Annotated in this window: 23 protein-coding genes; 15 read left to right on the top strand and 8 right to left on the bottom strand. The window is 35.1% G+C overall.

The window, feature by feature from the left end:
- Positions 1 to 106: 106 nt before the first annotated feature.
- Both EJF36_RS12845 and EJF36_RS12840 read right to left on the bottom strand, forming a co-directional pair.
- Complete coding sequence (locus EJF36_RS12845) at positions 107 to 1,120, bottom strand: beta-propeller fold lactonase family protein (protein WP_125906699.1); 1,014 nt, start codon at positions 1,118 to 1,120, stop codon at positions 107 to 109.
- Positions 1,121 to 1,769: 649 nt separating this feature from the next.
- Positions 1,770 to 2,393: a YitT family protein gene (locus tag EJF36_RS12840; RefSeq protein WP_125906698.1), complete on the bottom strand. Its 624-nt coding sequence runs from the start codon at positions 2,391 to 2,393 to the stop codon at positions 1,770 to 1,772.
- 168 nt (positions 2,394 to 2,561) lie between these two features.
- Between EJF36_RS12840 and EJF36_RS12835 the strand changes: the two genes are divergently transcribed.
- The 10 genes from EJF36_RS12835 (at position 2,562) to EJF36_RS12790 (ending at position 13,262) form a co-directional block, all read left to right on the top strand.
- Positions 2,562 to 3,008: an Lrp/AsnC family transcriptional regulator gene (locus EJF36_RS12835; protein ID WP_125906697.1), complete on the top strand. Its 447-nt coding sequence runs from the start codon at positions 2,562 to 2,564 to the stop codon at positions 3,006 to 3,008.
- A 629-nt stretch (positions 3,009 to 3,637) separates the two neighbouring features.
- Positions 3,638 to 4,942 carry an extracellular solute-binding protein gene (locus EJF36_RS12830; RefSeq protein WP_125906696.1) on the top strand — a complete coding sequence of 435 codons (1,305 nt, stop codon included), beginning with the start codon at positions 3,638 to 3,640 and terminating at the stop codon, positions 4,940 to 4,942.
- Positions 4,943 to 5,011: 69 nt separating this feature from the next.
- Entirely contained in the window at positions 5,012 to 5,947 is a 936-nt protein-coding gene (locus tag EJF36_RS12825; protein ID WP_125906695.1) for a carbohydrate ABC transporter permease, read from the top strand.
- Between the two features lie 14 nt (positions 5,948 to 5,961).
- Positions 5,962 to 6,807: a carbohydrate ABC transporter permease gene (locus tag EJF36_RS12820; RefSeq protein ID WP_125906694.1), complete on the top strand. Its 846-nt coding sequence runs from the start codon at positions 5,962 to 5,964 to the stop codon at positions 6,805 to 6,807.
- A 282-nt stretch (positions 6,808 to 7,089) separates the two neighbouring features.
- The gene (locus tag EJF36_RS12815) at positions 7,090 to 7,692 is read left to right on the top strand and encodes a YesL family protein (RefSeq protein WP_185806905.1); all 603 of its coding nucleotides are present in this window, start codon (positions 7,090 to 7,092) and stop codon (positions 7,690 to 7,692) included.
- Between the two features lie 40 nt (positions 7,693 to 7,732).
- Positions 7,733 to 7,894 carry a family 1 glycosylhydrolase gene (locus EJF36_RS22205; RefSeq protein WP_125906692.1) on the top strand — a complete coding sequence of 54 codons (162 nt, stop codon included), beginning with the start codon at positions 7,733 to 7,735 and terminating at the stop codon, positions 7,892 to 7,894.
- A 201-nt stretch (positions 7,895 to 8,095) separates the two neighbouring features.
- A complete protein-coding gene (locus tag EJF36_RS12805; protein ID WP_125906691.1) occupies positions 8,096 to 9,133 on the top strand; it encodes a LacI family DNA-binding transcriptional regulator in 1,038 nt (345 codons plus the stop codon).
- Between the two features lie 77 nt (positions 9,134 to 9,210).
- Entirely contained in the window at positions 9,211 to 11,391 is a 2,181-nt protein-coding gene (locus tag EJF36_RS12800; protein ID WP_125906690.1) for a glycoside hydrolase family 3 N-terminal domain-containing protein, read from the top strand.
- Between the two features lie 445 nt (positions 11,392 to 11,836).
- A complete protein-coding gene (locus EJF36_RS12795; protein ID WP_125906689.1) occupies positions 11,837 to 12,337 on the top strand; it encodes a DoxX family protein in 501 nt (166 codons plus the stop codon).
- Between the two features lie 118 nt (positions 12,338 to 12,455).
- Positions 12,456 to 13,262 carry a VLRF1 family aeRF1-type release factor gene (locus EJF36_RS12790; protein ID WP_125906688.1) on the top strand — a complete coding sequence of 269 codons (807 nt, stop codon included), beginning with the start codon at positions 12,456 to 12,458 and terminating at the stop codon, positions 13,260 to 13,262.
- A gap of 73 nt (positions 13,263 to 13,335) precedes the next feature.
- Here the strand turns inward: EJF36_RS12790 and EJF36_RS21885 are convergent, their stop codons facing one another.
- The 3 genes from EJF36_RS21885 to EJF36_RS12780 all read right to left on the bottom strand — a co-directional run bounded on the left by EJF36_RS21885 (position 13,336) and on the right by EJF36_RS12780 (position 14,530).
- Positions 13,336 to 13,467, bottom strand: coding sequence for a hypothetical protein (locus EJF36_RS21885; protein WP_260471902.1), 132 nt, complete (start codon positions 13,465 to 13,467; stop codon positions 13,336 to 13,338).
- Positions 13,468 to 13,654: 187 nt separating this feature from the next.
- The gene (locus tag EJF36_RS12785) at positions 13,655 to 14,119 is read right to left on the bottom strand and encodes a GNAT family N-acetyltransferase (RefSeq protein WP_125906687.1); all 465 of its coding nucleotides are present in this window, start codon (positions 14,117 to 14,119) and stop codon (positions 13,655 to 13,657) included.
- Positions 14,120 to 14,254: 135 nt separating this feature from the next.
- Positions 14,255 to 14,530, bottom strand: a complete 276-nt coding sequence (locus tag EJF36_RS12780; RefSeq protein ID WP_125906686.1) for a CD3324 family protein — start codon at positions 14,528 to 14,530, stop codon at positions 14,255 to 14,257.
- Positions 14,531 to 14,898: 368 nt separating this feature from the next.
- Here EJF36_RS12780 and EJF36_RS12775 point away from each other — a divergent pair, with 368 nt between their 5' ends.
- The 4 genes from EJF36_RS12775 (at position 14,899) to EJF36_RS12760 (ending at position 18,896) form a co-directional block, all read left to right on the top strand.
- A complete protein-coding gene (locus tag EJF36_RS12775; protein WP_125908376.1) occupies positions 14,899 to 15,465 on the top strand; it encodes a maltose acetyltransferase domain-containing protein in 567 nt (188 codons plus the stop codon).
- Between the two features lie 9 nt (positions 15,466 to 15,474).
- Positions 15,475 to 15,858, top strand: a complete 384-nt coding sequence (locus EJF36_RS12770; protein ID WP_125906685.1) for a YkvA family protein — start codon at positions 15,475 to 15,477, stop codon at positions 15,856 to 15,858.
- A 163-nt stretch (positions 15,859 to 16,021) separates the two neighbouring features.
- Positions 16,022 to 17,695 (top strand): ribonuclease J, encoded by a 1,674-nt coding sequence (locus EJF36_RS12765; RefSeq protein WP_125906684.1) that lies wholly within the window; start codon positions 16,022 to 16,024, stop codon positions 17,693 to 17,695.
- Positions 17,696 to 17,888: 193 nt separating this feature from the next.
- The gene (locus EJF36_RS12760; RefSeq protein ID WP_125906683.1) at positions 17,889 to 18,896 is read left to right on the top strand and encodes a phosphotransferase enzyme family protein; all 1,008 of its coding nucleotides are present in this window, start codon (positions 17,889 to 17,891) and stop codon (positions 18,894 to 18,896) included.
- 188 nt (positions 18,897 to 19,084) lie between these two features.
- Here the strand turns inward: EJF36_RS12760 and EJF36_RS12755 are convergent, their stop codons facing one another.
- The gene (locus EJF36_RS12755; protein WP_260471901.1) at positions 19,085 to 20,368 is read right to left on the bottom strand and encodes an MFS transporter; all 1,284 of its coding nucleotides are present in this window, start codon (positions 20,366 to 20,368) and stop codon (positions 19,085 to 19,087) included.
- Between the two features lie 106 nt (positions 20,369 to 20,474).
- A complete protein-coding gene (locus EJF36_RS12750) occupies positions 20,475 to 21,518 on the bottom strand; it encodes an ArsR/SmtB family transcription factor (RefSeq protein WP_125906682.1) in 1,044 nt (347 codons plus the stop codon).
- A 364-nt stretch (positions 21,519 to 21,882) separates the two neighbouring features.
- On the opposite strand from EJF36_RS12750, the gene EJF36_RS12745 reads away from it, so the two are divergent.
- Positions 21,883 to 22,785 carry a GNAT family N-acetyltransferase gene (locus tag EJF36_RS12745; RefSeq protein ID WP_125906681.1) on the top strand — a complete coding sequence of 301 codons (903 nt, stop codon included), beginning with the start codon at positions 21,883 to 21,885 and terminating at the stop codon, positions 22,783 to 22,785.
- 42 nt (positions 22,786 to 22,827) lie between these two features.
- Here the strand turns inward: EJF36_RS12745 and EJF36_RS12740 are convergent, their stop codons facing one another.
- Entirely contained in the window at positions 22,828 to 23,103 is a 276-nt protein-coding gene (locus EJF36_RS12740; protein ID WP_125906680.1) for a hypothetical protein, read from the bottom strand.
- Between the last annotated feature and the right edge of the window lie 358 nt (positions 23,104 to 23,461).

The raw sequence follows: 23,461 nt of genomic DNA, 5'->3' as shown, positions 1-23,461 counted from the left end.
AGATTTTTTTGCTAAATCAAATATTAAATTAAAAGATGGTACTGTCCAATGAGTGCCTCGCTCTTTGCTTTTTGGACAGCACCGTCTTTATAGCCAAAACATGCGATTATTTTTCTTGACCAAGCCATTTTTTTATTAAGTCTAAAAAGTTATTAAGTTGTGGTGGCACGTAGGCGCGTGAAAAGTAATTAGGTGTCGGGACAGCCATACCGCCAAGTGCACGAATGTCTGGAATAGTACCTAGTTTTTCTCCTGCAGTAGTGAAAGCATTTAACGTAACACCAGCTGTAAGGAATAAACGATCGTTATTGGAATTCAAGACAATTCGTCTGCCGCCAAAAAACCCTACGGCTCGTAAACCGTGTGCAATGCGACGTTCTAAAGTTAAAGATACTCTACTTGAATCAAAAGTAAAAATATCAATCGTAAAATCCGTATATACATATAGTGTTTTCCCATCTGCTGACATGACAATACCTTGTGGTTGACTAGTTAGAGGAAATGCATTGACAAGGCCAATGCGATGAGGATTAATCGTGGATACAATGCCGATTGACCTAGTGCTTGTGTTAGAAATAAAAGCAAATTTAGCATCTGGCGAGAAAATGATGTTATTTGCAATGTTCCCCCCACTGCTTATTGTGTATTGTTCATCTATTAGGAGCCCATTGTCATTGATGTTGAGTTGCTTTATAGCCCCATTATCTTGTTTGTTGCTAATTGTTAAAATAGTGCCGTTAGGTGATATAGCGCTACTCTCTGAAACATTTGGAAGCTCAGATAAAATGGTTTTGTTTTCAATATCATAAGATAAAGTAAAAGTAGAGTCCGGACCACCTGTTAAAATGGCATATTTATTATTAGGGGTAATGGTAACGTAAGCTTTAGCGGGTATTGATTGAGTATCAATAATTTGTAGTGGGCTTGTGGTTAAATCAATTAATTGTAACTCGTTTGTTTCGGAGGATGTAACGACTGCTTTTGAAAAATCATTTGTAACATCGACGTCAGTTGGATTTTTCATCACTTTAATTTGAGTGACTGCTTCTAAAGTATCCATATTAAAAATACTCGCACTGTCAATCTCAAATTCAGTAACAATACCTAGATTTCTAGACAATTGAAAACCCCTCCTTTACCCTGTACATGTCTTTATATCATATGCAAGTTCATAATTTGCGGTATAGGCCAAGAGTCCGGATACTCTTCGTGCGAAATCACTAAACATCAACGTGCAGTGCAACTATCTTCAATAAAGGCTAGTGCTCTTTTTTAAAAACTTAATCGCTCGGGAGATTATTTGCTGCATGACATGAGCTTTCTGAATTAATAGGAAGTGCAGTTGCAGTTTGTTTTCGTACCAGAATGCCATCGAATTTACGCAAAAATAGGTGGTTTTTTCGCATAAACCATGTAAAATTCCGCATAAACCAAAAATAATTCCACAGAACGAATAAAAAATTCCGCATAACACGGTAAAATGTCCGCAGAAATTTTCAAGGTGATTGTTAATCCAAACCTTGGTACCCAAAATAGAAAAAGTATATTTAAAACGAACTCGTTTTCTCCGACCTAAAAGAGATGCGATTAAAAGTATGTTATAAGAAGATTCTAACTGAGCAGATGTTCTATAGGAATCAAGAGGTGGGCGAAAAGTTAGTTAAAAAGCAAGAGCTAGTAGTTAAGAAGGCGAGAAAATGTATGAAAGAATAATAATGATAAGGAGGGGAAACTGCCAAAGTAAATCTAAGGCAGTTTTTGATATTAGTTTAGTGAGCAGGTGCATGCTTTGGTGAAGTTTGGCGAGATGCATGTTTAGATTGAGTATGGTTTTTCGCAATCTCATGTTTATAATAACCAATAACTTTAGCTGTGACATAGATTGATAGAATTGAAAAGAGACCTCTTATTATACCAACAGCAAACATACTTATAATAACTACAAAAAAGTCAAAGAGGAAGTTCACTCGTCCAGGGTTTATATTAAATCGTTTTTGTAAAAATAGTGCGAGGATATTTGCACCACCAAGGGAGGAGCCTTGCATAAATACTAGTGTCAACCCAATCCCTATTAGAAACCCTCCGAGAACAGCACCAAGTATCGCAGGGACCGAAAATTCCGGAAGCCACGAATCTGTTAATGTTAATAATGTTAAAATACTAACAGAACAAATTGTGGAAACAGTAAATGAAACACCCATTCGTATTATAGAGAAAATGTAAAAGGGTAAGTTTATGATGAAAAACATAATCGAAAATGGGAGGGATGTTAAGTAAACTAAACTTAATGCTAACCCAGCTGTACCACCAGTTACAATGTTACTGTGCTTTAACACAATAACTCCTGTACTTACAATTAGTATTCCAAAAAATATTTTAATCCATTTTTCCATAAATCATCACCTTCATCATGTAGTTTAAGCCTTGAAGATAGTCACTATATAACTATATAAGAATAAAAAGTATATTTACATATCATAATGAAGGTGTTAAGTTTAAAATAACTTCAATTCGCATGAAAATATGAATAAATAATATCAAAATGTAATGAGAGGGCTTACATGGATAAACTAGATGTAAAGATATTGGAGATTTTACAAAGAAATTCCCGTACTACGGTGAGTGAGTTATCAAAGGAATTAGCATTAAGTCGTCCTAGTATTTCAGAGAGACTCCTTCGTTTACAGGAGAAAGGGATTATCGAAGAGTTTACAACGAGAGTATCACTGGCAGCAATTGGTCGAGAAATATTACTCATCATTTTGGTCAGTAATGTGAAAGTGTCGTTAAGTGAGTTTGAGGAATTTGTGAGACATGAACAAGAAATAATAGAATGTCATAGAGTAACTGGGGAAGTGAGTTATTTCATAAAGGCTGCTGTCTCTAATATGAATGGTATGAGATTACTAATAGACAGATTGCTTTCATTTGGACAAATAAATACGTCTACAGTTCTCACATCACCGGTACCATATCGATACGTTTTACCAATTGAAGAGCGGGAATAAATTAAGCTGGAACGATTATTGTTTCGGCTTTTTATTGCTAAAATTATAATAAATTGAATATAGAAGGGCTATTTGTATAGTATTTTAAAATACATTGTAGAAACAGATTTCTTAAAAGATGCAGGAATAGTCATTAATACCATACAATATAAGATTTAAACAACGTGGAAAACGTTTTCGTAATATTGTATTTGGTATATTGATAGTAAAGATTAATAGTTAAAATTTAGAAAAAAGTAGCCGGATTTTTTAAAGTGACGGTCGTTCTAAAGTTGTGGTAATAGTCCGTTGATTCAATGTTACCAACGGTTTACGTTTGAATTTTTAAAGTTTTATGAACTTAAACCTCTATTTTTAAGAAAAATCATAAGAGTATAAAAAATGGTGTTGCGTTTTCCAAAAAAAGGAGTTATTATAAACACGAAAGCGGTTTCCTTTATTTCTTTTCGTGATTTTAATAGCTTTATAGTTTTACGGTTTAATAAAACTTATATTTTTTTAGCTTTTTAGGAAAGCGGTTTCTGTTTGTAAAACAAATAGAGGAGGTGAACCTATCATTTAGCAAGCGACATCTGCGAAGTTTTACAGAAGTTTAATTTTGAATAATATTCCTTAGGGGGCAATATGTTATGAAAAAAATTGTATCTGTATTACTAATTGCTTTACTAACGTTCACGTTAGCTGCTTGTAGTGGTGGGAATAATGAAAGCGCTTCAAAAACTACTGGTGATGGTGGAGATAAAGCTACCACGTCTGATGAAAAAGTTACTTTAGATTTTTGGGTGTTTGGTAGTACTGGGTACCAAGATTTGATTGATCTTTATACAGCAGAACATCCAAACGTAACTATCAACTTAAATGAAGGTGAAATGGGTGACATGCATAATAACCTATTTACGTCACTTTCTGCTGGTAGTGGTGCTCCAGATATCGCATTAATTGAAGTAAGTCAAATGGATAAATTCAAACAAGCGCAAGATCGCTTCTATAATTTAAATGATTACGGTTCACAAGATCTTGCTGGTAACTTCCTTGATTGGAAATGGCAATCTGCTCAAAATGTGGAAGGTACATTCCAATTTGGATTACCAACTGATATTGGGCCAACAGTTATGCTTTATCGGACAGATGTAATGGAAGCTGCAGGTTTACCAACAGATCCACAAGAGCTTGCTGCTGAGATTCAAACTTGGGAAGATTACTATGAAGTAGCGAAAAAAGTTAAAGCAGCTACTGGTAAGCCAATTGCTGATGCACCAGAATTAGTATTCAATGCACTTCGTGACCAACAACCACAGCATTATTTTAACGAAGAGAATGAATTAATCATTAATGACACAATGAAGGATGCTTATGACTATACAACTAAGATGATTCAGGAAGGCTTAATTGGTAAAAATCAACTTTGGACTCCAGAATGGGGTAGTGCAATGGCAGAAGGATCTTACGCAACTATGCCTGGTGCACCAGCCTGGATGACTGGGGTTGTAAAAGGAAATGCACCAGATGCGGGCGGCAAATGGTCTTTAACAACGATTCCAGAAGGTGCTGGAAACTGGGGAGGATCTTTCTTAACTATTCCGAAAGAATCTAAGCATCCAGAAGCGGCATTTGCTTTCATTTCTTGGTTAACTTCACCAGAAAGCCAGTTAAAGTCTTTCATGAATATGGGGTTATTCCCATCTACTCCTGATGTGTATACAAACGACGAATTTTTAGCAACTACTGATGAATACTTCAGTGGTGAACAAACTGCGAAGATTTTTGCAGAAGCAGCTAAAAGTGTAAAACCTGTTTACATGGGATTAAATTATGGAATTGTAAGCACTGAAATAATTACAGCTCTTACAAACGTAGCGACAGCTGGAGCGGACCCACAGAAAGAATGGGATGAAGCTATTGAAAGAATTGAATCACAAATAGGCAGACAGTAAGGGTGATTATCAAGCGGTCTATACAGCTCTGTGGTAGACCGCTTGAACTTTATGGAAGGAGAGAAAATTATGTCTGATACAGCTGTAAAGTACCAACCACAACTACCCCCAAATAAGAAAAAATCATCCTATAGTGAAGAGAGAAAAGAAGCCATTGCTGGCTATCTCTACGTATCACCTTTCTTTATATTGTTTGCAATTTTCGGTCTATTTCCTATTTTATTTAGCTTTTACCTTGGTTTTCAAAAATGGAATGGGCTTGGAGAGATGCAATTCGTAGGGTTAAGGAATTTCAGTTTAATTTTATCAGATCCATTGTTTTGGAAATCTTTATCAAATACATTGATTATGTGGGTTATGGGTACACTGCCACAGTTAATAGTAGGGATTATGTTAGCATATGCTTTAAACTCGGCAATCATCAAGTATAAAAGTGTATTTCGCGTCTCAATATTTATGCCATATGTGACATCAACGGTAGCTGTTGCCATTGTCTTTGGTATTATGTTTAATAATGAACCGTTTGGTTTGTTCAATGTTATGCTAGGTTGGTTTGGTGTTGATCCCGTTAACTGGACAACGAGTGAATGGGGCGTGAAAATTGCTATTTCCACCATGGTGTTCTGGCGTTGGCTCGGTTACAACACCATTATATACTTAGCAGGTCTACAGGCTATTCCAAATGAGTTATATGAAGCAGCAGTAATTGATGGTGCAACAACACGACAGAAAATTCAATATATTACGATTCCATTGCTAAGACCAATCTTAGTTTTAACAGTCTTTACTTCAACAATTGGTGCTTTACAATTATTTACTGAGCCACTCATCTTTATCGGTAGAACTTATCGTGAAGAGGGTCTAACCGTTGTACTTTACTTGTACCGTGAAGCATTTACGAACATGGCATTTGGAACAGCATCTGCGACTGCAATTATCCTGTTTATTATCATTATCATTTTATCAACAATAAACGTATTTGTTGCCAATCGTTTAGGAAAATAGGAGGAGGCGTTAGCATGAGTAATATTAAACCTAAAAAAAAGTTTTCGTTTGCTAAGATGTTTTTATATTTTATTCTTGTCATTGCTTCTGCCCTATCTATATTTCCGTTTTACTGGATGTTTGTGATGGCGACAAATTCAAATGAAGTAATAAACAGAATACCACCGGCTATTCTACCAGGAGAAAATCTTGTTACGAACTTTACAAATGTATTAAATACTATTGATTTCTTTGGGGCAATGTGGAACTCGTTTTTAGTTTCGGCTATTACAACAATTGGTACATTATTTCTTTGTTCTTTAGCTGGCTTTGCTTTCGCTAAGCTTCGCTTTAAAGGTAAAAATGTGTTGTTTATAGCGATTCTGTTAACAATGATGATTCCGCCTCAACTTGGTTTAATTCCACAATACATTATTATTTCAAAACTTAACTGGTTAAATGATTTAAAAGCCATTATTATTCCAGGTCTAATCGATGCGTTCGGTATTTTCTGGATGAGACAATATATTAGTAGCAATGTACCTGATGAATTAGTGGACGCTGCAAAAATTGATGGTTGTTCTATATTTAGAGTATATTGGAACATTACTGTTCCTATTATTATCCCAGCGTTCGCAACATTGGCTATCATTAAGTTCATGTATATTTGGAATGATTTCTTATGGCCCCTAGTTGTATTACGTGATAAAGATTCTCAAACAATACAAGTTGCACTTCGTGGTTTAATTGATAACTACGTTCGTGATAACGGTATGATTTTATCAGGGACTTTCTGGGCAACTGTTCCGTTGGTTATTATATTCTTACTTTTAAATAAATTATTTATTTCCAGCTTAACGGAAGGTGCTGTGAAGAGTTAAGGAAGTTTTAAATGAAAGGTGTTTGGTTCGTTTGTAATAAGTTGAGTAGTATGGTTATGGTAGCTTCCTAGTTGTTTTGTTGTAAGCAGTAGATAACAAAATATTAATAATTAGGGAGCTTCAGCAAGTTTGTATTGGTACTTAGATTAAATATGGTAAAACGTAGGCCAATAGAAAAGGTAAACAACGAAGAACGTCCTACATCATCTCAAGTTCGAGACATAGTTTAATTTGATCCTTATGGTTAAAAAAGTGCAGCGGTCTGGGAAAGGTGGCAACATCATGGAGAGACAAACGAATATGTTTTATCAGATTTTATCTATATTTACATCTTTCTTTCTTTTAAATCTTATGTGGCTTATTGTATGCTTGCCTATTATTACGATTTTTCCGGCTACCTCGGCTTTATTTGGAACGGTTAGAAGGTGGACGAAAGATGGGTTTGATGTTGGTATACTCCGTGTGTTTATTCAACAGTTCAAAGAAAACTTTAAGAAGAGCTTTATAATCGGCATTTTTTGGCTCGCTGCTTTTGTGATTTTATATATGGATGTTTATATTGTATTGCAAAATGAATTTATAGGAAGAGGTATTGTAATAGCATTAGTGCTTTTGCTTGTTTTATTATTCGCGTTTACAACAGTGTATGTGTTCTTCGTTTTAGTTAATTACGAGCTTACTATTATTCATACTTTGAAAAATGCCCTGTTCCTAGCAATTAGTCACTTGAATTATACGGTGATATTCATTGGAATGATTTTAATTGGCTTAATTATTACTTACTATTTCACTTTCTTCCTTCTAATATTTGGAAGTGTATTAGCGTTTAGTATGTATAACATTTTCCATAGCCGAATCCAATTGAAGCTAGAACAGGTTAACTAATAAAATATGATGAGTTTGCGTAAAGAAATACTAAATATCAATGGGTATATCACTTGGCGTTCTATATTATTTTGAATGGGCGGAAGGTTACAGCGAACGTTTTGGAATAGTGTTTATAAAATATCGAATGTTAGAACGTATTAAGATAGACAGCTTATATTGGTATAAACAATTGAATCGTAATAAATGGCTTAAAGTGTAAGAACGATATAATGAGGAATGTGGAGAATTTTGTAAAGTAATATCACGATAAATTAGTTTTGTAAATCCATGTTCCTGCTCTTGGTGTGATGCAACAAATAAAGGGTTGCGATAGACAGTTCTCGTTTCTTCCGGTTTCCAAAGGAAGCACAAGAACCGTCCCCACTCTGCCTTGAAAACATATAGGATGGGAAGGCTTAACATGAAACTAACTATTCGTGATATTGCAAAGATGGCAGGTGTTTCACCAGCCACAGTTTCAAAGATTATGAATAATTATGATGGAATAAGTAGCACGACGAAAGAAAAAGTGATGAATATTATTGAAAAAACTGGTTATCAACCTACTTTTTCGGCAAAGTCTCTCGCAACAAAGAAATCGAACCTCATAGGTTTAATTTATGCAGGTAAAATAAATGTAGAGTTAACTCATCCGTTCTTTAATGAGGTAATCAATTCTTTTAAAAAAGCAGTTGGTCTTAAAGGGTATGATATTTTAATTTTTAGTAATGAAAGGTTTAATAAGGACAGGGATGGTTACTTAGCGCGTGCTAGACATTTCCATGTGGATGGATGTTTAATTATTTCTGGAGAAAAAGTAGAAGAAGCTATATATGAATTGGATCAAAGTGATATACCATGTGTTGGCGTTGATATTAAATTACAAGGCCCGATGTCAAGCTATGTTGTAACCGATAATATTAAGGTATCTGCTTCTGTCATAGAGCACCTATATTTAAACTCTGTTCGCGATATAGCATATATCGGTGGAATGAAAGATTCGTTTGTTTCCAAAGTCCGTACCGCTGGTTTTATTAAAGCAATGGAGCAATTTCGAATACCTGTTAAAGAAGAATGGATTCAATATGGCGATTTTCATGAAAGAAGTGGCTATGAATCTATGAAACGAATTCTTGCAAAAAAACCTTACCCTCAAGCTGTCTTTGCAACATCAGATATGATGGCCTTAGGAGCACTTGCTGCCATTAAAGAACAAGGTCTTAAAGTTCCAGAAGATATTCGTTTAATCGGTTGTGACGATATCGAAGCGTGTCGCTATAGTAATCCGAAACTAACAACAGTGAGACAGGATAAAGAGAAGTTAGGAAAACTTGCAGCACATATGATAATAGATTTAATAAACGGAGATACCGATCCGAAGAATATTATGGTAGATCCTGAATTAGTTATAAGAGAATCATGTGGCACAGCAGTCAGCAAAAGTATAATGTTCGGTTAGAAAATCAAGGGTGAAGTTTGAGCGTAATCAGATTTTATCCTTTTTTATTTACTCTAAATGGCAGGTGAAGTTTTTTTATGAGAAAGATCTCAATTATCCTATTAGTTTTCCTTGTATTATCAGCATGTACAAACAACTCATCTCCACAAATTAACGACGAAATCGACCAATTGATTTCAGATATGACCATCGAAGAAAAAGTAGGACAGTTGGCACAGATAGATATTCATTTTCTAATGAAAAACACTTGGTCAAAAGGTGGGTTGGACAAGAATAAGTTAAAAACAGTTATTGTTGATTACGGAGTAGGCTCGATTTTAAGTGGAGGAGGTGGCTCTCCTGATATAAATTCGCCTAAAGAATGGGCTGAAATGGTGAATGAAGTTCAAAAAATGACAGAACAAACACGATTAAATATCCCAGTCCTTTATGGTGTAGATGCCGTGCATGGGCATAATAATGTAAAAGGTGCTGTAATTTATCCTCATAATTTAGCAGTTGCTTCTACATTTAATGTACAACTAGCCGAGAAAGAGGCTGCTCTGACATCAGAGGAACTTGCGGCTACAGGCATTAACTGGAACTTTGCACCTGTTTTGGATGTAGCGCGCGACCCTCGTTGGGGCCGTACATATGAAACGTTCGGAGAAGATCCGTATTTAGTTTCAATGATGGGCAAGCATATGATAAATGGAATCGAAGCATCAGGAAAAGTGGCCGCAACAGCTAAGCACTTCATTGCATACAGTGGAACAAACAACGGACAAGATCGTCAACCTGCTGATATATCAGAGCGAACTTTACGAGAAATATACTTGCCACCGTTTGAAGCTGCGTTTAATGCAGGAGTTGATACGGTTATGGTAAACAGTGCTGAAGTCAACGGAGTACCTGTCCATGCTTCTAAAGGGCTACTGACAGATCTATTACGAGATGAATTACACTTTAATGGCGTCATTCTATCGGATTGGGAAGATGTTCATAAACTAACAGATTACCATCAAGTTTCGCGGAATTACAAACAGGCTAATGCCCTAGCTTTTGAGGCGGGTATAGATATGTCCATGATCCCGATGACACTAGAAGATATAGATCTATTAATTGAGTTGGTGACAGAAGGCGCGATATCTGAAGAGAGATTAGACGAATCTGTTCAACGCATATTAACCTTAAAAAAAGAACTTGGTCTATTTGACGAACGATATGTAATTGCTGACGAAGCCGCAGATGTGTTTAAAAGACAGGAAACCTTTGAAACGGCGAGAGAGCTTGCGAGACAGTCTATTATTCTTTTAAAGAATGACGATATATTACCACTTCCAAAAGATGTAAAATCTATACTGGTTGTCGGACCGACAGCCAATAGTATAAGTCGTCTAGCGGGTGGATGGACAATTGGATGGCAAGGTGCGGAGGAACATGATTTAACAACAGGTAGTACAGTTTTAGATGAAATAAAGAAAAAAGTCTCTCCTCAAACAAACATTAGCATCTTAACTGGGGAAGAGGAACGTGACGAAATTATGGCAGTAGCTAAAGATGTTGATGTAGTTATTGCAGTCGTCGGTGAAAAGCCATACGCAGAATTCGAAGGGAATACAACATCGTTAGCTTTACCGGATGGACAGTCCGAGTTACTAGCAACATTACAATCTGTAAATGAGAACGTAGTGATGGTAACTGTCTCAGGACGCCCGCTAGCGATTGAACAAGAAGCTAGTATGGTCAAGGGTGTATTGTGGACGTTCTTACCTGGGACAGAGGGGGGCATGGCAATAGCTGACGTATTGTTTGGGGACTATAATCCATCGGGGAAGCTACCGATTACAATTCCAAAACATGAAGGTCAGCTACCAACCTATTACAATGATAGAGTAACAGCTACGTATGAGCCTTTGTTCTCGTTTGGTGACGGCTTAAGCTATACAACATTTTCTTATAAAGATTTAAAAGTATCAGATCTTATGAATAATGATAAGACTCTTAAGGTGTCTATCATTGTTAAAAATACAGGTGCGGTTGCAGGGGATGAAGTTGTACTCGTGTATGCACAAGATTTTTATCAAGGAGTGACACCTAGACATAAGCAGCTTACAGCCTTTGAAAGAGTTTCATTACAACCTAATGAGGAAAAAGAAGTGCAGTTTGAGATACCTTTTAATCAGTTGAAAAAATATGATCAAGAGTTACAACGAACATTGCCTAATCAATTGTTTATAAAAATAGATCATCTACGTGAAGAGGTAACATTACGGTGATTTTAAAGTATGAAGCAGTAAAGGAAAAACTCTAAGTACTATGTACAAAAGTGTATTATGCTACTGGAAAGATAAATGTGTTTAATCATCTTTATAATATAACGTCGTTTTCTTATTAATGTATAAGTCAAAGCGGCGTTTTATTATGTAGAAATAGTGATTTCATATATAAGTAATGTGTTTAATCGTTGTAAATAGAGGATAGAATCTAATGAGTTATTGTGAAGAAGATTTGTGTTCATTTACCAAATTCCTCAAATGATTACGTTTAATATGAAAAAAGAATGTGAAATATATGTTTTTTGGACACATTTTCGTCAATAAAATTTGAAGTATTTGTGAAGTCTTTCACAAATCGCTTTCAAAATTTGTAGAAGGTAGTATTATAAAAATATAAGAAGCGCCAATATAAAAAAATTGGCTCAAATAAAAAGGAGTGGTTAACATGGTCAAATTTTTAAGAGAAAATAAAATTGCATCTGCTATCTTAGTTCTATTCCGTTTATATGTTGGTTGGCAATTTCTACATGCTGGTTGGGGTAAAGTAACTGGCGGATTTGATGCATCAGGTTATTTAAAAGGAGCTATTGGAAAAGCAACAGGTGACCATCCAGCGGTTCAAGGTTGGTGGGCAGCATTTCTAGAAGGATTTGCTTTACCAAATGTTAGCTTATTTAACTTCTTAGTAGCATGGGGCGAATTATTAGTTGGTATCGCACTTATCGTAGGTATTTTTACAACTTTCTCAGCATTAATGGGATTAACAATGAACTTTGCATTTTTATTCTCAGGTACTACAAGCACAAACCCACAATTGGTTATTCTAGGAGTATTTATACTTGTTGCCGGTGCGAACGCTGGAAGATTTGGATTAGACTATTATGTATTACCATATATCCGTCAATTTATTAGCAAAGAAGCACGTGATAAAAAAGTTACAGTTTAATACAATATGAGCACTTAACAAATCTTCGGATTTGTTAAGTGCTTTTTGTATGTTTGAGAGGTTTATTTTGATGTCAGTGTGGAATAGAAGAGTATAGCCATAATGATGGAGGGATTATATGGATACTCTAAAAAGATTAGATAAACTTTCAAACATAACTTTTGAAAAACCAAATAAAGTGTTGTCACTCTATGTAAACACTGACCGAAGTCACCCAGATAATCAAGCTGGAGAATGGAAGATTGCGTTGAAAAATGGTTTCAACAGATTAGAAGAATATTTACAGGCGAGTAATACTGAGGAACTTGAGAATATCAAATTGATTCGAGAACAGGTAGAGTCTTATTTCATAAATATTTCAAGAAGCTTACCTAGAAGTGTTGTGATATTTACAAATAAAGATCAAAAATTGTGGGAAGTTTTCGAACTACAAGTACCTGTTCGCACAAACTTTTACTGGGAAACAGAGCCTGTACTTGATGAACTAAGGTCAGTTTATGAGCAACATCCATATACAGCCGTAGTTCTCATGCAACAAAATCAAATAAAAATCTTAACATCTGTATTTGCATCGTTACTTCAAACCGAATCTTATGAGTATGAGCTTGATAATGAAGATTGGAAAAAGCATGAGGGACCCTCCCATGTAAGTGCGAGTATGGGGAGTGGGGCAGTCAAAAGTGCTACTCAAGTTGATCATTTTGACAATCGAGTAAAAGTAAATCAGCAACGTTGGTTAAAAAGTCTTGGTAGTATGATAGATAAAAAGGCAGCAGACGAAAAGTGGAACAAAATTATTTTAGTAGGAGATAGCGAATCAATAGATTACCTTGAGGGAAATATGAATAAAACAATAGATGAAAAAATTCAAAAAAACCTTTTAAATGAAAATGAACATACTGTGTTAGAAAAAATAGTGGTGTAAGAATGAAAAAGGGGGTAGCGGATGCTGCCCCCTTTTGTCCTACTATGTGAAGGGTAGTAGTGCATAAAATGTATTATGCGTCGTCCTGATTATCTTCTTCCTGCTTTTTGAAATCTCGGATAGAAGATAACGGGTAGTGAAGCTCATCGTACGCTGCATTTGTTATATATAAAACCTGATTTTTAAGGTGCTCTTGCTCAGACATTTGTCTCATCCTTTGCTGTATGTTATGTTTATTCTTCAATATGGCTTCTTCAGGGTTGATTTATACATATTTACGATAAAACAAAAAGCTCACTTGAAATACAACTTAAATAAACAAACGATAGCTCCAGTATTGTGTAATGTCGTCACTTTTGGATGAGAAACTACGTAATCGAGTACTCAATAGGTCATCTACTAACACTCTTTTTCATAACTACAAATTCAGTTATCTCATTATTTGCATTGGCGATAAAAGAGTCGGTTGTTTTAAAGCCTAATTTATCATAAATGCGAATGGCTCTTTTATTAAATGTTGCTACGAATAAAGTAATGGATTCGTAATTAAATGTCTCTTTGCCGAACTGCAATATGTGGCTTACAAACTCTGTCCCACTTCCTTGACCTGTGAATGATGGATTCATCTGTACACCTAGAATATATTCATTGTCTTCTAATTCAAAGCTGCAATTTCCTAGGACATTATCACATTCATCGCAGATGACAAATGTATTATCTTCTTTATAAATGTTTTGTGCCCATTGTAGCTTAGCTTCTGTTTTATCGTTGTTATAAAACGAATAGTCACCTTCATACTTCCATGTGGCGATAAACTCAGCATCTTCTTTTGTTGGTTTGCGAAATGTCATATTCATTTTTATCCCTCGCATACATATATTTTTTATAATTTTACTGTATCATGAAACACGTCTTTTCAAGTTCTCATAATTAGTTCCTATTTATAAACGAGAAAAAAGGATATTTATCACAAATATCCTTTTTCTATCAATCTATTGGCTAAGCTTTTCGTGGTGGATAATCCTTCTTATGCTCTTTTCAGATAAAAAATATCTTTTAGATAATAAGTAAATAGATTCACCTTCACAAAACTTACTATATATCTCATTATTTCTTTTACTTAAAGTATCTTTTGTTCCGTTTTTCTCACCCCAGGACTTTTTGGATCCATTTTTTCTTGGGATATAGATAGTTTCTCCGTCCACATATTGCTGGATCATTTCAATAATCTCATTTGGTAAAATAGTTTCAGCACTAAGGTAACTCATGGCTTTGCCCTCCTATATGTTGGTTTAACATGATAGAGCAAAGACTGTCTGACGTTATGTTCTCATAGCAGTCTTTGCTATGAGCGATAATATAATTTTAAAGAAGGATATTTCACTGTAAAACAACCTCTTTCTGTTAAGTATTTACAAAATCATTGTATCATTCTGGATATATTTGTCTAGTTGCTTCGGAGTATTGTTATATAAAGTAAGACTACAAGTAGTCTAGAAGAAATATTGCCTCACGCTGAAAAAACTTTAATGGTGCTTGAATAAAATGAGGTAGTAGAAAAATGGTAAATTGTAAATTATATAAATCTGCTATTATAGTCATATATAGTAAATGTGAAAGGTAAGGGGCTGAAATGATGAAGTCGGAAAAAGAAAAAATGCTCGCTGGTGAAATGTATAATCCTGCCGATCCTCAATTAATACAGGAACGTGAAAATGCTAGACGATTAGTGAGAATGTACAATCAGACCATAGAAACAGAAGTTACAAAACGAACAGAGATTTTAAAAAAGCTGTTTGGTGCAACTGGGAATAACGTCTATATGGAACCGAATATAAGAGTGGATTACGGATATAACATATATGTTGGAGAGAACTTTTTTGTGAATTTTGATTGCGTTATTTTAGATGTGTGTGAAGTTCGTATCGGTGATAATTGTATGATGGGACCTGGCGTACATATTTATACTGCAACGCATCCACTAAATCCAATTGAACGAAATTCAGGAAAAGAATACGCAAAGCCTGTTACTATTGGGCATAATGTTTGGGTTGGTGGGAAAGCTGTCATAAACCCTGGAGTGAACATTGGTGACAATGTTGTGATTGCATCTGGTTCAGTAGTAACGAAAGATGTGCCAGATAACGTAGTAGTAGGAGGGAATCCTGCTAGAATAATTAAAGAAATTTCAATTAATAAGTAGAGTGCTGATATGGAAAAAATAAAAGCTTGGGCAAGAAACTTAAAAAAACAAATATTTATTCTCTATGTCGCGTACAAAGATAAAAGAGTACCATGGTATGCTAAGTTATTCACTGCTTGTATTGTAGCATATGCGTTTAGTCCGATTGATTTAATTCCTGACTTCATCCCTATACTTGGTTATTTAGACGATTTAATTATTATTCCACTAGGGATTTTCATAGCACTCAAAATGATACCGAACGATGTGATAGCAGACTGTATAGTAAAAGCTGAAGAGATAATGAAAAATGGTAAACCGAAAAACTGGTTTGTCGGTTCGTTAATTGTTTTAACATGGAGTATGCTTTTCTTATGGATTATGATAAAGATTTATCAGATAGCGTTAGTGTAAGACGCTACAATTAAAGCTCTTTCTCTTATTAGAGAGAGCTTTTTCTTATTCGGGAAAAAACATGTCCTCCAAGTTTGTGTGAATAACTATATGTAAAGCCCTTATAATGGTTCAGCATAGGGGCATACTGATAGTAAGTTTGTATAAGTAGGAGGATACGGTGTTGAGCACAAAAGAAAACGTACTATCGGTTTATGCTTTAGGCGGCTTATATGAAGTCGGTAAAAACATGTACGCTATCGAATATAATAATGATATTATTGTCATCGATTGTGGTAACAAGTTTCCTGATGAAAGTTTATTAGGCATTGATTTAATTATTCCTGATGTTACATATTTAGTAGAAAACACAAACAAAGTAAAGGCTTTAATTGTCACGCATGGGCATGAAGACCACATCGGTGGCATTCCATATTTTTTAAAAAAATGTAATGTCCCCGTTTATGCAACTCGGTTTACACTCGGTTTAATCGAGTTAAAATTGAGAGAACACAAAATCTTAAGAGAAACGGAACTTATTGAGGTAGATTCTAAAGCTAATTTGGATTTCGGTGATATTAATGTGGAATTCTTTAAAGTAAATCACAGTATCCCTGATTGTATAGGGATTTTGTTCCGCACTCCAGAAGGGAATATTGTGCATACAGGCGATTTTAAGTTTGATTTAACTCCTGTTAATAACCAATATGCAGACATACATAAAATGGCGAAAATAGGTGAAGAAGGGGTGATACTTCTTTTATCTGAAAGTACGAATGCAGAGCGACCTGGCTCCACTCCATCAGAGAAAATGGTTGGCGAACATGTTGAAGATGCAATAAAAAAAGCGGAAGGTAAAGTTATTATTTCTACCTTTGCTTCGAATATTAATCGTGTTCAGCAAGTTGTTAACGCATCCTATAAAACAAATCGTAAGCTTGTGTTACTTGGCAGGAGCATGGTCAACGTTGTAGAGGTTGCGATTGAGCGTGGGTATTTAGATGTACCTACAGACATGATAATACAACCAGACCAAATCGATGATTTGTCGCCTGAGCAGGTTACGATTTTATGTACAGGTAGTCAAGGTGAGCCAATGGCAGCTCTCGCTCGCTTGTCAACAAACAACTTTCGTGGTGTAAACATTGTTCGGGGAGATACAGTTATTTTAGCAGCAGGTCCAATCCCTGGAAATGAAAAAAATGTATCAAGAATCATAGATAATTTATTTTCTCTAGGAGCAAACGTAATATATGGAACAGGAAGCTCTTCAGGCATGCACGTTTCTGGTCACGGCTATCAAGAGGACCTTAAACTTATGCTCACATTAATGAAGCCAACGTATTTCATACCGATTCATGGTGAGTTCAGAATGCTCCATCATCACAGACTGTTAGCTGAATCTGTTGGTGTCGAAGAGGGGTACACGTTTATATTGCGTAATGGAGATGTTGTTGATATAGAGCACTCTATTGCTAGGCAAACACGAAGAATTCATGCGGGCGATACATATATTGATGGCATAGGCGACGGAGATGTTGGTGAAATTGTATTACGTGACCGTAAGCAACTATCTGAGGATGGCATGCTTGTTATTATCCTAACTATGAGTAAAAATGAGCAGCGCTTAATGTCTCGACCTGACACAATCTCACGTGGGTTTGTATATGCACGAGACTCTGAGAACCTTATAAAAGAAATAAATCGCATCATTGATAGTACGGTAACTGAATTATTAGAGGCTAATAAGTTTCAGTGGAACGATATAAAACGAAATGTAAAAAGAGCTGTTGGACAATACGTATTTAATCAAACAAAAAGAAAACCAATGGTATTACCCATTATAATCGAAGTCTAACCAGGCAATGTGGGGACGGTTCTCAGTCTGCCAAAACGACACAAAAAAGGAAGCATAAGAACCGTCCCCGTACTGCCATTTCCACCTTCATTATTGTAAATATTTACAAAAGATTAAGGTAGCTCAATATCTAATGATCTCTTATGTTATATAATAAGTCTATTAAAGCCCCTGTTAGTCTGGAGGAGAGACATTGGAGAGTTTAGTAGAAAAGTTATTTAACGAATCTTTAATTTATGACGCCTGTGACAAGTTTGGCATTGGAATCATTGAGTTTGTTAAGTTAGGTGACTTTGAGAATTATGTTTTTGAGATTAAAACGGAGAGTCAATCTTATATCCTTCGTCTTACGCACAGTACTCATCGTGTCGAAGAACAAGTGCTTGCAGAATTAGAATGGATTAATTATTTACAAGCAGCGGGTGTTAAAACACCAAGAGCATTTCATTCCATACAAAACAATTTAACAGAACAACTGGCAGTGGAAGACTCATATTTTACGGCATGCTTGTTTGAAAAAGCAAAAGGGCATAAGGTTAATCGAAAAGATCCTGCTATTTGGAATAATACAACCTTTTTTAACTGGGGGAAGTTAATTGGGAAAATGCATGCATTAACAAAAGCATATGATAGCTCTTTAAGTAAAGTAAAACGACCTCATTGGGACGAGGATGATTTATTAGAGTTTGAGCAATACATACCAGCAGAAGGAAATAATTTAGTAATTAAAAATAGCCACCATCATTTGGAGAAGATTAGCCTTTTGCCTAAAAATCGTAATAACTATGGTTTGATTCACACGGATTTACATGCTGGAAACTTCTTTGTTGATAATGAGGATATTATCGCATTTGACTTTGACGATTGTAGTTATCAATGGTTTGCAAGTGATATTGCAATTCCCCTTTATTATTCAGTTTTACCTATACAGTCGACTGAAGAACGACATGCTTTTGCCAGTGATTTCTTGAAGTGCTTTCTAGATGGCTACAGGACAGAAAACTCACTGGACCCCCAATGGATTTTGCTTATTCCAGATTTTATGAAGCTACGCGAGATGGTATTATACTCTGTGCTACATAAAAAATTGACCCCAACAGAATTAGCGGAGCCGGGGATGCAACGTTGGGTAAGGGAACTTAAGCAAAATATTGAGCAAGCTAAAACAATCGTAAATATAGATTTTTCCTTGTATTCTTAAAAAATAAGTAATGAAGCACATAATCTCAATTATTGTAATAATGTACTTCATAACTTAATTAGAGGCCTTTTAGTTACACTATAGTTACACCTTGTAAGTGTGTTTCCATACAAGGTGTGTTGTTTTATGGGTTGTCAGACTAACAGAAAGCCGTTATAGGGAGATAGCCATTTTTATAAAAATAGACGTTAATCTACTTCACGCAATCCTTTTGCGCGTATGAGAGTATAAATTGTGAATAAACACAGCGCAATAGCACCACTAAGCATAATGTGTTGAATCGGTAGTTGTAGAGCAAGTAACGAACTTGTTAGTAAGTGGGATATAGGTGTTAACCCCATAGCTGCAAAGGCAATTAAACTCATAACTCTTCCTAAATATTCCGATTCTGTGTGGCTTTGGACAACAGACGCTAAAGGTACGTTAGCAAAGGACATGGCTGCTCCCATTAATGTGACAAGAGCAACACTTACCCATATAATATTAGAAAGGCTCATTGTGATAAATAGCAGAGCCATTATTAATATACTTACAACAGATATTAACCCTCTTTTCCGCTTCAAGTTCATCATACCAATTACTAAAGTTCCCGCGAGCATGCCGGCTGTTAAGCTTCCTGTTAATATACTGTATGTGAATTCGTCACCTCCAAGGACATCTTTTGCAAAGATGGGAAGTCCCAGTATAAATGGCCCTGTGAAGAATAGGTTTAAAAATACGGAAGTGCTCATCAAGGCTGTTAAAAAAGAAGATTGCTTTACATAAGTTAATCCTTCTTTAATAGAAGTGAGTATGCTGGTTACTTGTTGTTTTACCGTTTTTGTCTTTGTTTCAGTACGGGCGTCAGATTGGGTAGAGTCTTTTAGTTTTAGGTCAATTATTCCTGCTAATATCAATAAAATTGAAATCACTACAAAGACAGTAGTATACCCTCCCACTCCTAATAAAAGAGAGGCGACTAAAGGCCCGCATATAAAGGAAAATTGTCTTGTCATATTCAAGATTGAATTCGCTCGTGTTAAATCGTCTTCTTTTACTAGGCTAGGTAAAATAGAAGTGCTTGCTGGCCAGAAAAAAGCATCAAGAATGCCGAATACTAATCCTAGAACAATTAATACCCATATAGAAAGTAGGTCAGTGAATAATAAGGCGATCACACCTATAAGTAATATTCCTTTTGTGAAGTCCGAAATGAACATAATAAATGGTTTGCTAATGCGATCGGCAATAGCACCTCCGACTAACATAAACAACACGCGTGGAACAGTGGATGCGAAAAATACAAGTCCTAGCATGGCCTCTAATTTCAAATAATCTACAACATACCAATTGGAGATGAATAAAAAGAACGAAACACTTAGACTCGAAGCTAAGTATGTGAGCCATAATATCAAAAAATTCTTTTCACCGAGTAATCCAAGAAATGCTTTTTGCTTAACAACACGCTCTTGAGTCATTTGTATTTGTGTCATACTTACACCTTCCTTGTATATAGTAATTGATATTCGATTCCCATCGAATGTTTGTTGTTTTAAAAAGAAAAGGAGTCCCTTTTCTCTTGTAAGCGAGTGCATAACGTTATTTAATAAACATCGTTTCTAACTGTTTCAATACCGACTGGATTTCTTCACTATTTGTCTCGTAATAAACTTTGTTTTCCTTACGAATCGCTCGTATAAACCTATTAGCAACAAGAGTGGAGAGGTGATGAGACATAGTCGAGTTTGATACCTCTAACGCTTGTGCTAATTCATAGCCGTAATAAGGTTGTTTATTTAGCATTTGTAATATCTTAAACCGTTTTTCATCAATTAAGATTTTTATAGCATCTAATGTTTCCTTTTCACCTCTTGATGATTCCACAGTTTCATAATCGCGAATTCCTAAAATAAAAGCATTCATGTTAAACCGTTTTATGGAAGCGAAGAACGTACCTACATCTGAAAAGTATGAGGGGAAAATAATGACCTCACTATCTGAGAGTGATACACCGTATTTATCCATCAATTGGGAGAAATATTTAACATTCCCTTGTTTTAATTCCTCATTCATTTTATTGATGAAGCCTTCCTGATGTTCCAAAAGTTCTTGTTCTCGTTGTTGGAAGAATTGATAGTAAAAGCGTTCAATAAGTTGAGTAAACCTTTGCTTAGTTCGTTCTCCATCGAAAATTAAGTAACTAACTTTCCACTTCTCAGCTTCGGGCATGTTAGTATTATTCAGCACTTTTATCACTTCATCTGGATGGTCATACCTTTCTATTGACAGGTCGGGACTAAAACCAGTATTTAAGAATGCCCAGTAATAATCCTCAAGTGAGAGGTGATGAAGCATGCTTACATATGAATGCACGTCATGATATGCCTTCTGGTTAATAGCGAACGGAAAAGTGGTCAATCCGAGATAACTTTCCTTATTAAAGAAAACTTTTATCTCATTAACTAGATCGTTTGGTATTTTACTAATAGTATCTTGAACCCATTCTTTAATCTCTGGAGAAACATCTTTGATTAAATCATGCTCACCATTATCTAATTCACCAAATCCAATAAGCCTTAATGCTGTTAATAGTTCTGCAACAGGTGATTTTTGAAAGATAATGTTATCTGTATATATGCTCAAGGTTTTTCTCTCCAATCTTGACGTTGAATCATCTTGATTACATTATAATCAAATGTAACATTCGATGTCAATCGAATATACAATTTTTTTGAAAAAAATGGCAGTATGGGGACGGTTCTTGCTCTGCCAAAGAGCTAAATATAACAAAAAGTAACTTTTTGAGCGGTACAATCTGAAATGGATCTAACGAGTATAGGATATGAACGCGTTTTTGTTATTACGCATCATATTTGCATCATTTTGTCGAAAGAGTTTTCTATTTATTGTTACACGATGTAATTTACAATGAAGGTGTAAAGCGATAGGTATATGAAGAAAAACGTTATTAGTAAAGTAACTTCAAACAAGGTATAGGAGTGGGCGCATGATTGTTCAATCATTAAATGTTAATAGAATCAATGACTTTGTGGTGTATTGTAAAAAACACAGACATGAGGTTGATGAATCATATCTTTATGACGAGGATTTATCAAATTTTCAAGTGAATGAAGAAAATCCTACTTACATCATAGTTGATGAAGAAAATAATATTGTTGCTGCTGCTTCTCTTATTCTTGATCAATATCACAAAGAAGGAAAAAGAGCTCGTTTCCGAATTTTTCATTCTGAATTAGTTATTACTGAATATTATCAAGTGCTACTGAATTCAATCTTGGCTCATACTGAGGATTTAGATAAGGTATTCTTATTTATACCTAATGATTGCTTACAAATAAAAAAGATATTTGAAACATTACAGTTTAATGTCGAACGATACTCTTTTGTACTTGTGAGAGATGATATAGATGTACCTAAATACAACCTGCCGAACAATTATGAAATTAAACCTTATCGTGCAGGTGTTGACGAAGAAATATGGTGTGATATAAGAAATGCATCATTTGCAACGCTAAAAGGTAATGAGGTGCCCATTTCTCGTGACATGGTAAGTAAGTTGGTTCTATCAAATGATTATATAGAAGGAGGGATGATGATTTTATATCATCTTAATAAACCAATAGGTGTTGTAAGAGGGTCTGCTGATATATATGAAGGGATTCCAACAATGAGCATTGGACCACTTGCTATTATTCCAAGTTATCAAGGAAAAGGGTTAGGAAGAATTCTTTTAAGGGCTGTTCTTAAATTTGCTCGTGAAAAGTCTTATTCAAAAGCAATTCTTTGTGTAAATGGAGAAAATGAGCGGGCAAAAACATTGTATGAGCATGAAGGATTTAAGGAGGTAGAAGCCGTTGTTTGTTATAAGTATGATATAAAAACTTGGTGAAGTTTAAATGTAAAATGAAGAACCAAGCAATTCAAATGCATATTAGTTCGATAAAAGCATATTTAGCAAATCCGTTAAAAACCAAAATGGAAAAACACTAATTAGTAAGAGTATATTTAGAACCGATAATAAAGTGCCGTATTTCATTTTTTTTGAAACAAGTATTAAGCTTAAGGCAAGTCCAATCGGATTAGCTATTAAAGTAACTTGCCAAGACAGAGCAAATGGACTAGTTATCGGATCAACAGAAAAAGTAATAATCCACCCTGTTATTCCAATTATTATAGTAGAAATAGATAAGTATTGAATGATATGCAATATCTTCACCTCTGTAATATAGTATGATTATTATATGAAAATTAATGTACAAGATGTACGTGTTTTAATTAGTTGTTACAGATTTTTAATGTGGTTCGGTTTGATTAACTCTTTAATGTGGTGGTTAAGAGTTAGTAAGGACTAGACTTAATATTAAAAAACAAAAAGACCTGTGGAAAACCAAAAGGTATTACCAAAAATTACAATGCATAAATAGATTGTATTTTATTAGTGTAGATGATATATTTATAAACGTCGCTTCAAACGAACGACACACGAAGTAAAATGTTATTAAAAAAGTTATTGACGACGAATTGGTATTGTGATATATTAATAAAGTCGCTTTTACGACAACGTG

This window comes from Bacillus sp. HMF5848, assembly GCF_003944835.1.
Taxonomy (GTDB): domain Bacteria; phylum Bacillota; class Bacilli; order Bacillales; family HMF5848; genus HMF5848.
The sequence above is the reverse complement of the archived record's forward strand: the minus strand, read 5'-3'. Positions and strand labels throughout refer to the sequence as shown.

Bases quoted from the DNA above. Each gene is read 5' to 3' on its own strand.
- EJF36_RS12840 (WP_125906698.1), bottom strand. From the start codon at position 2,393: ATGGAAAAATGGATTAAAATATTTTTTGGAATACTAATTGTAAGTACA.
- EJF36_RS12745 (WP_125906681.1), top strand. From the start codon at position 21,883: ATGATTGTTCAATCATTAAATGTTAATAGAATCAATGACTTTGTGGTG.
- EJF36_RS12825 (WP_125906695.1), top strand. From the start codon at position 5,012: ATGTCTGATACAGCTGTAAAGTACCAACCACAACTACCCCCAAATAAG.
- EJF36_RS12775 (WP_125908376.1), top strand. From the start codon at position 14,899: ATGAAGTCGGAAAAAGAAAAAATGCTCGCTGGTGAAATGTATAATCCT.
- EJF36_RS12805 (WP_125906691.1), top strand. From the start codon at position 8,096: ATGAAACTAACTATTCGTGATATTGCAAAGATGGCAGGTGTTTCACCA.
- EJF36_RS12795 (WP_125906689.1), top strand. From the start codon at position 11,837: ATGGTCAAATTTTTAAGAGAAAATAAAATTGCATCTGCTATCTTAGTT.
- EJF36_RS12780 (WP_125906686.1), bottom strand. From the start codon at position 14,530: ATGAGTTACCTTAGTGCTGAAACTATTTTACCAAATGAGATTATTGAA.
- EJF36_RS22205 (WP_125906692.1), top strand. From the start codon at position 7,733: ATGGGTATATCACTTGGCGTTCTATATTATTTTGAATGGGCGGAAGGT.
- EJF36_RS12800 (WP_125906690.1), top strand. From the start codon at position 9,211: ATGAGAAAGATCTCAATTATCCTATTAGTTTTCCTTGTATTATCAGCA.
- EJF36_RS12820 (WP_125906694.1), top strand. From the start codon at position 5,962: ATGAGTAATATTAAACCTAAAAAAAAGTTTTCGTTTGCTAAGATGTTT.
- EJF36_RS12815 (WP_185806905.1), top strand. From the start codon at position 7,090: ATGGAGAGACAAACGAATATGTTTTATCAGATTTTATCTATATTTACA.
- EJF36_RS12770 (WP_125906685.1), top strand. From the start codon at position 15,475: ATGGAAAAAATAAAAGCTTGGGCAAGAAACTTAAAAAAACAAATATTT.
- EJF36_RS12755 (WP_260471901.1), bottom strand. From the start codon at position 20,368: ATGACACAAATACAAATGACTCAAGAGCGTGTTGTTAAGCAAAAAGCA.
- EJF36_RS21885 (WP_260471902.1), bottom strand. From the start codon at position 13,467: ATGTCTGAGCAAGAGCACCTTAAAAATCAGGTTTTATATATAACAAAT.
- EJF36_RS12835 (WP_125906697.1), top strand. From the start codon at position 2,562: ATGGATAAACTAGATGTAAAGATATTGGAGATTTTACAAAGAAATTCC.
- EJF36_RS12785 (WP_125906687.1), bottom strand. From the start codon at position 14,119: ATGAATATGACATTTCGCAAACCAACAAAAGAAGATGCTGAGTTTATC.
- EJF36_RS12790 (WP_125906688.1), top strand. From the start codon at position 12,456: ATGGATACTCTAAAAAGATTAGATAAACTTTCAAACATAACTTTTGAA.
- EJF36_RS12830 (WP_125906696.1), top strand. From the start codon at position 3,638: ATGAAAAAAATTGTATCTGTATTACTAATTGCTTTACTAACGTTCACG.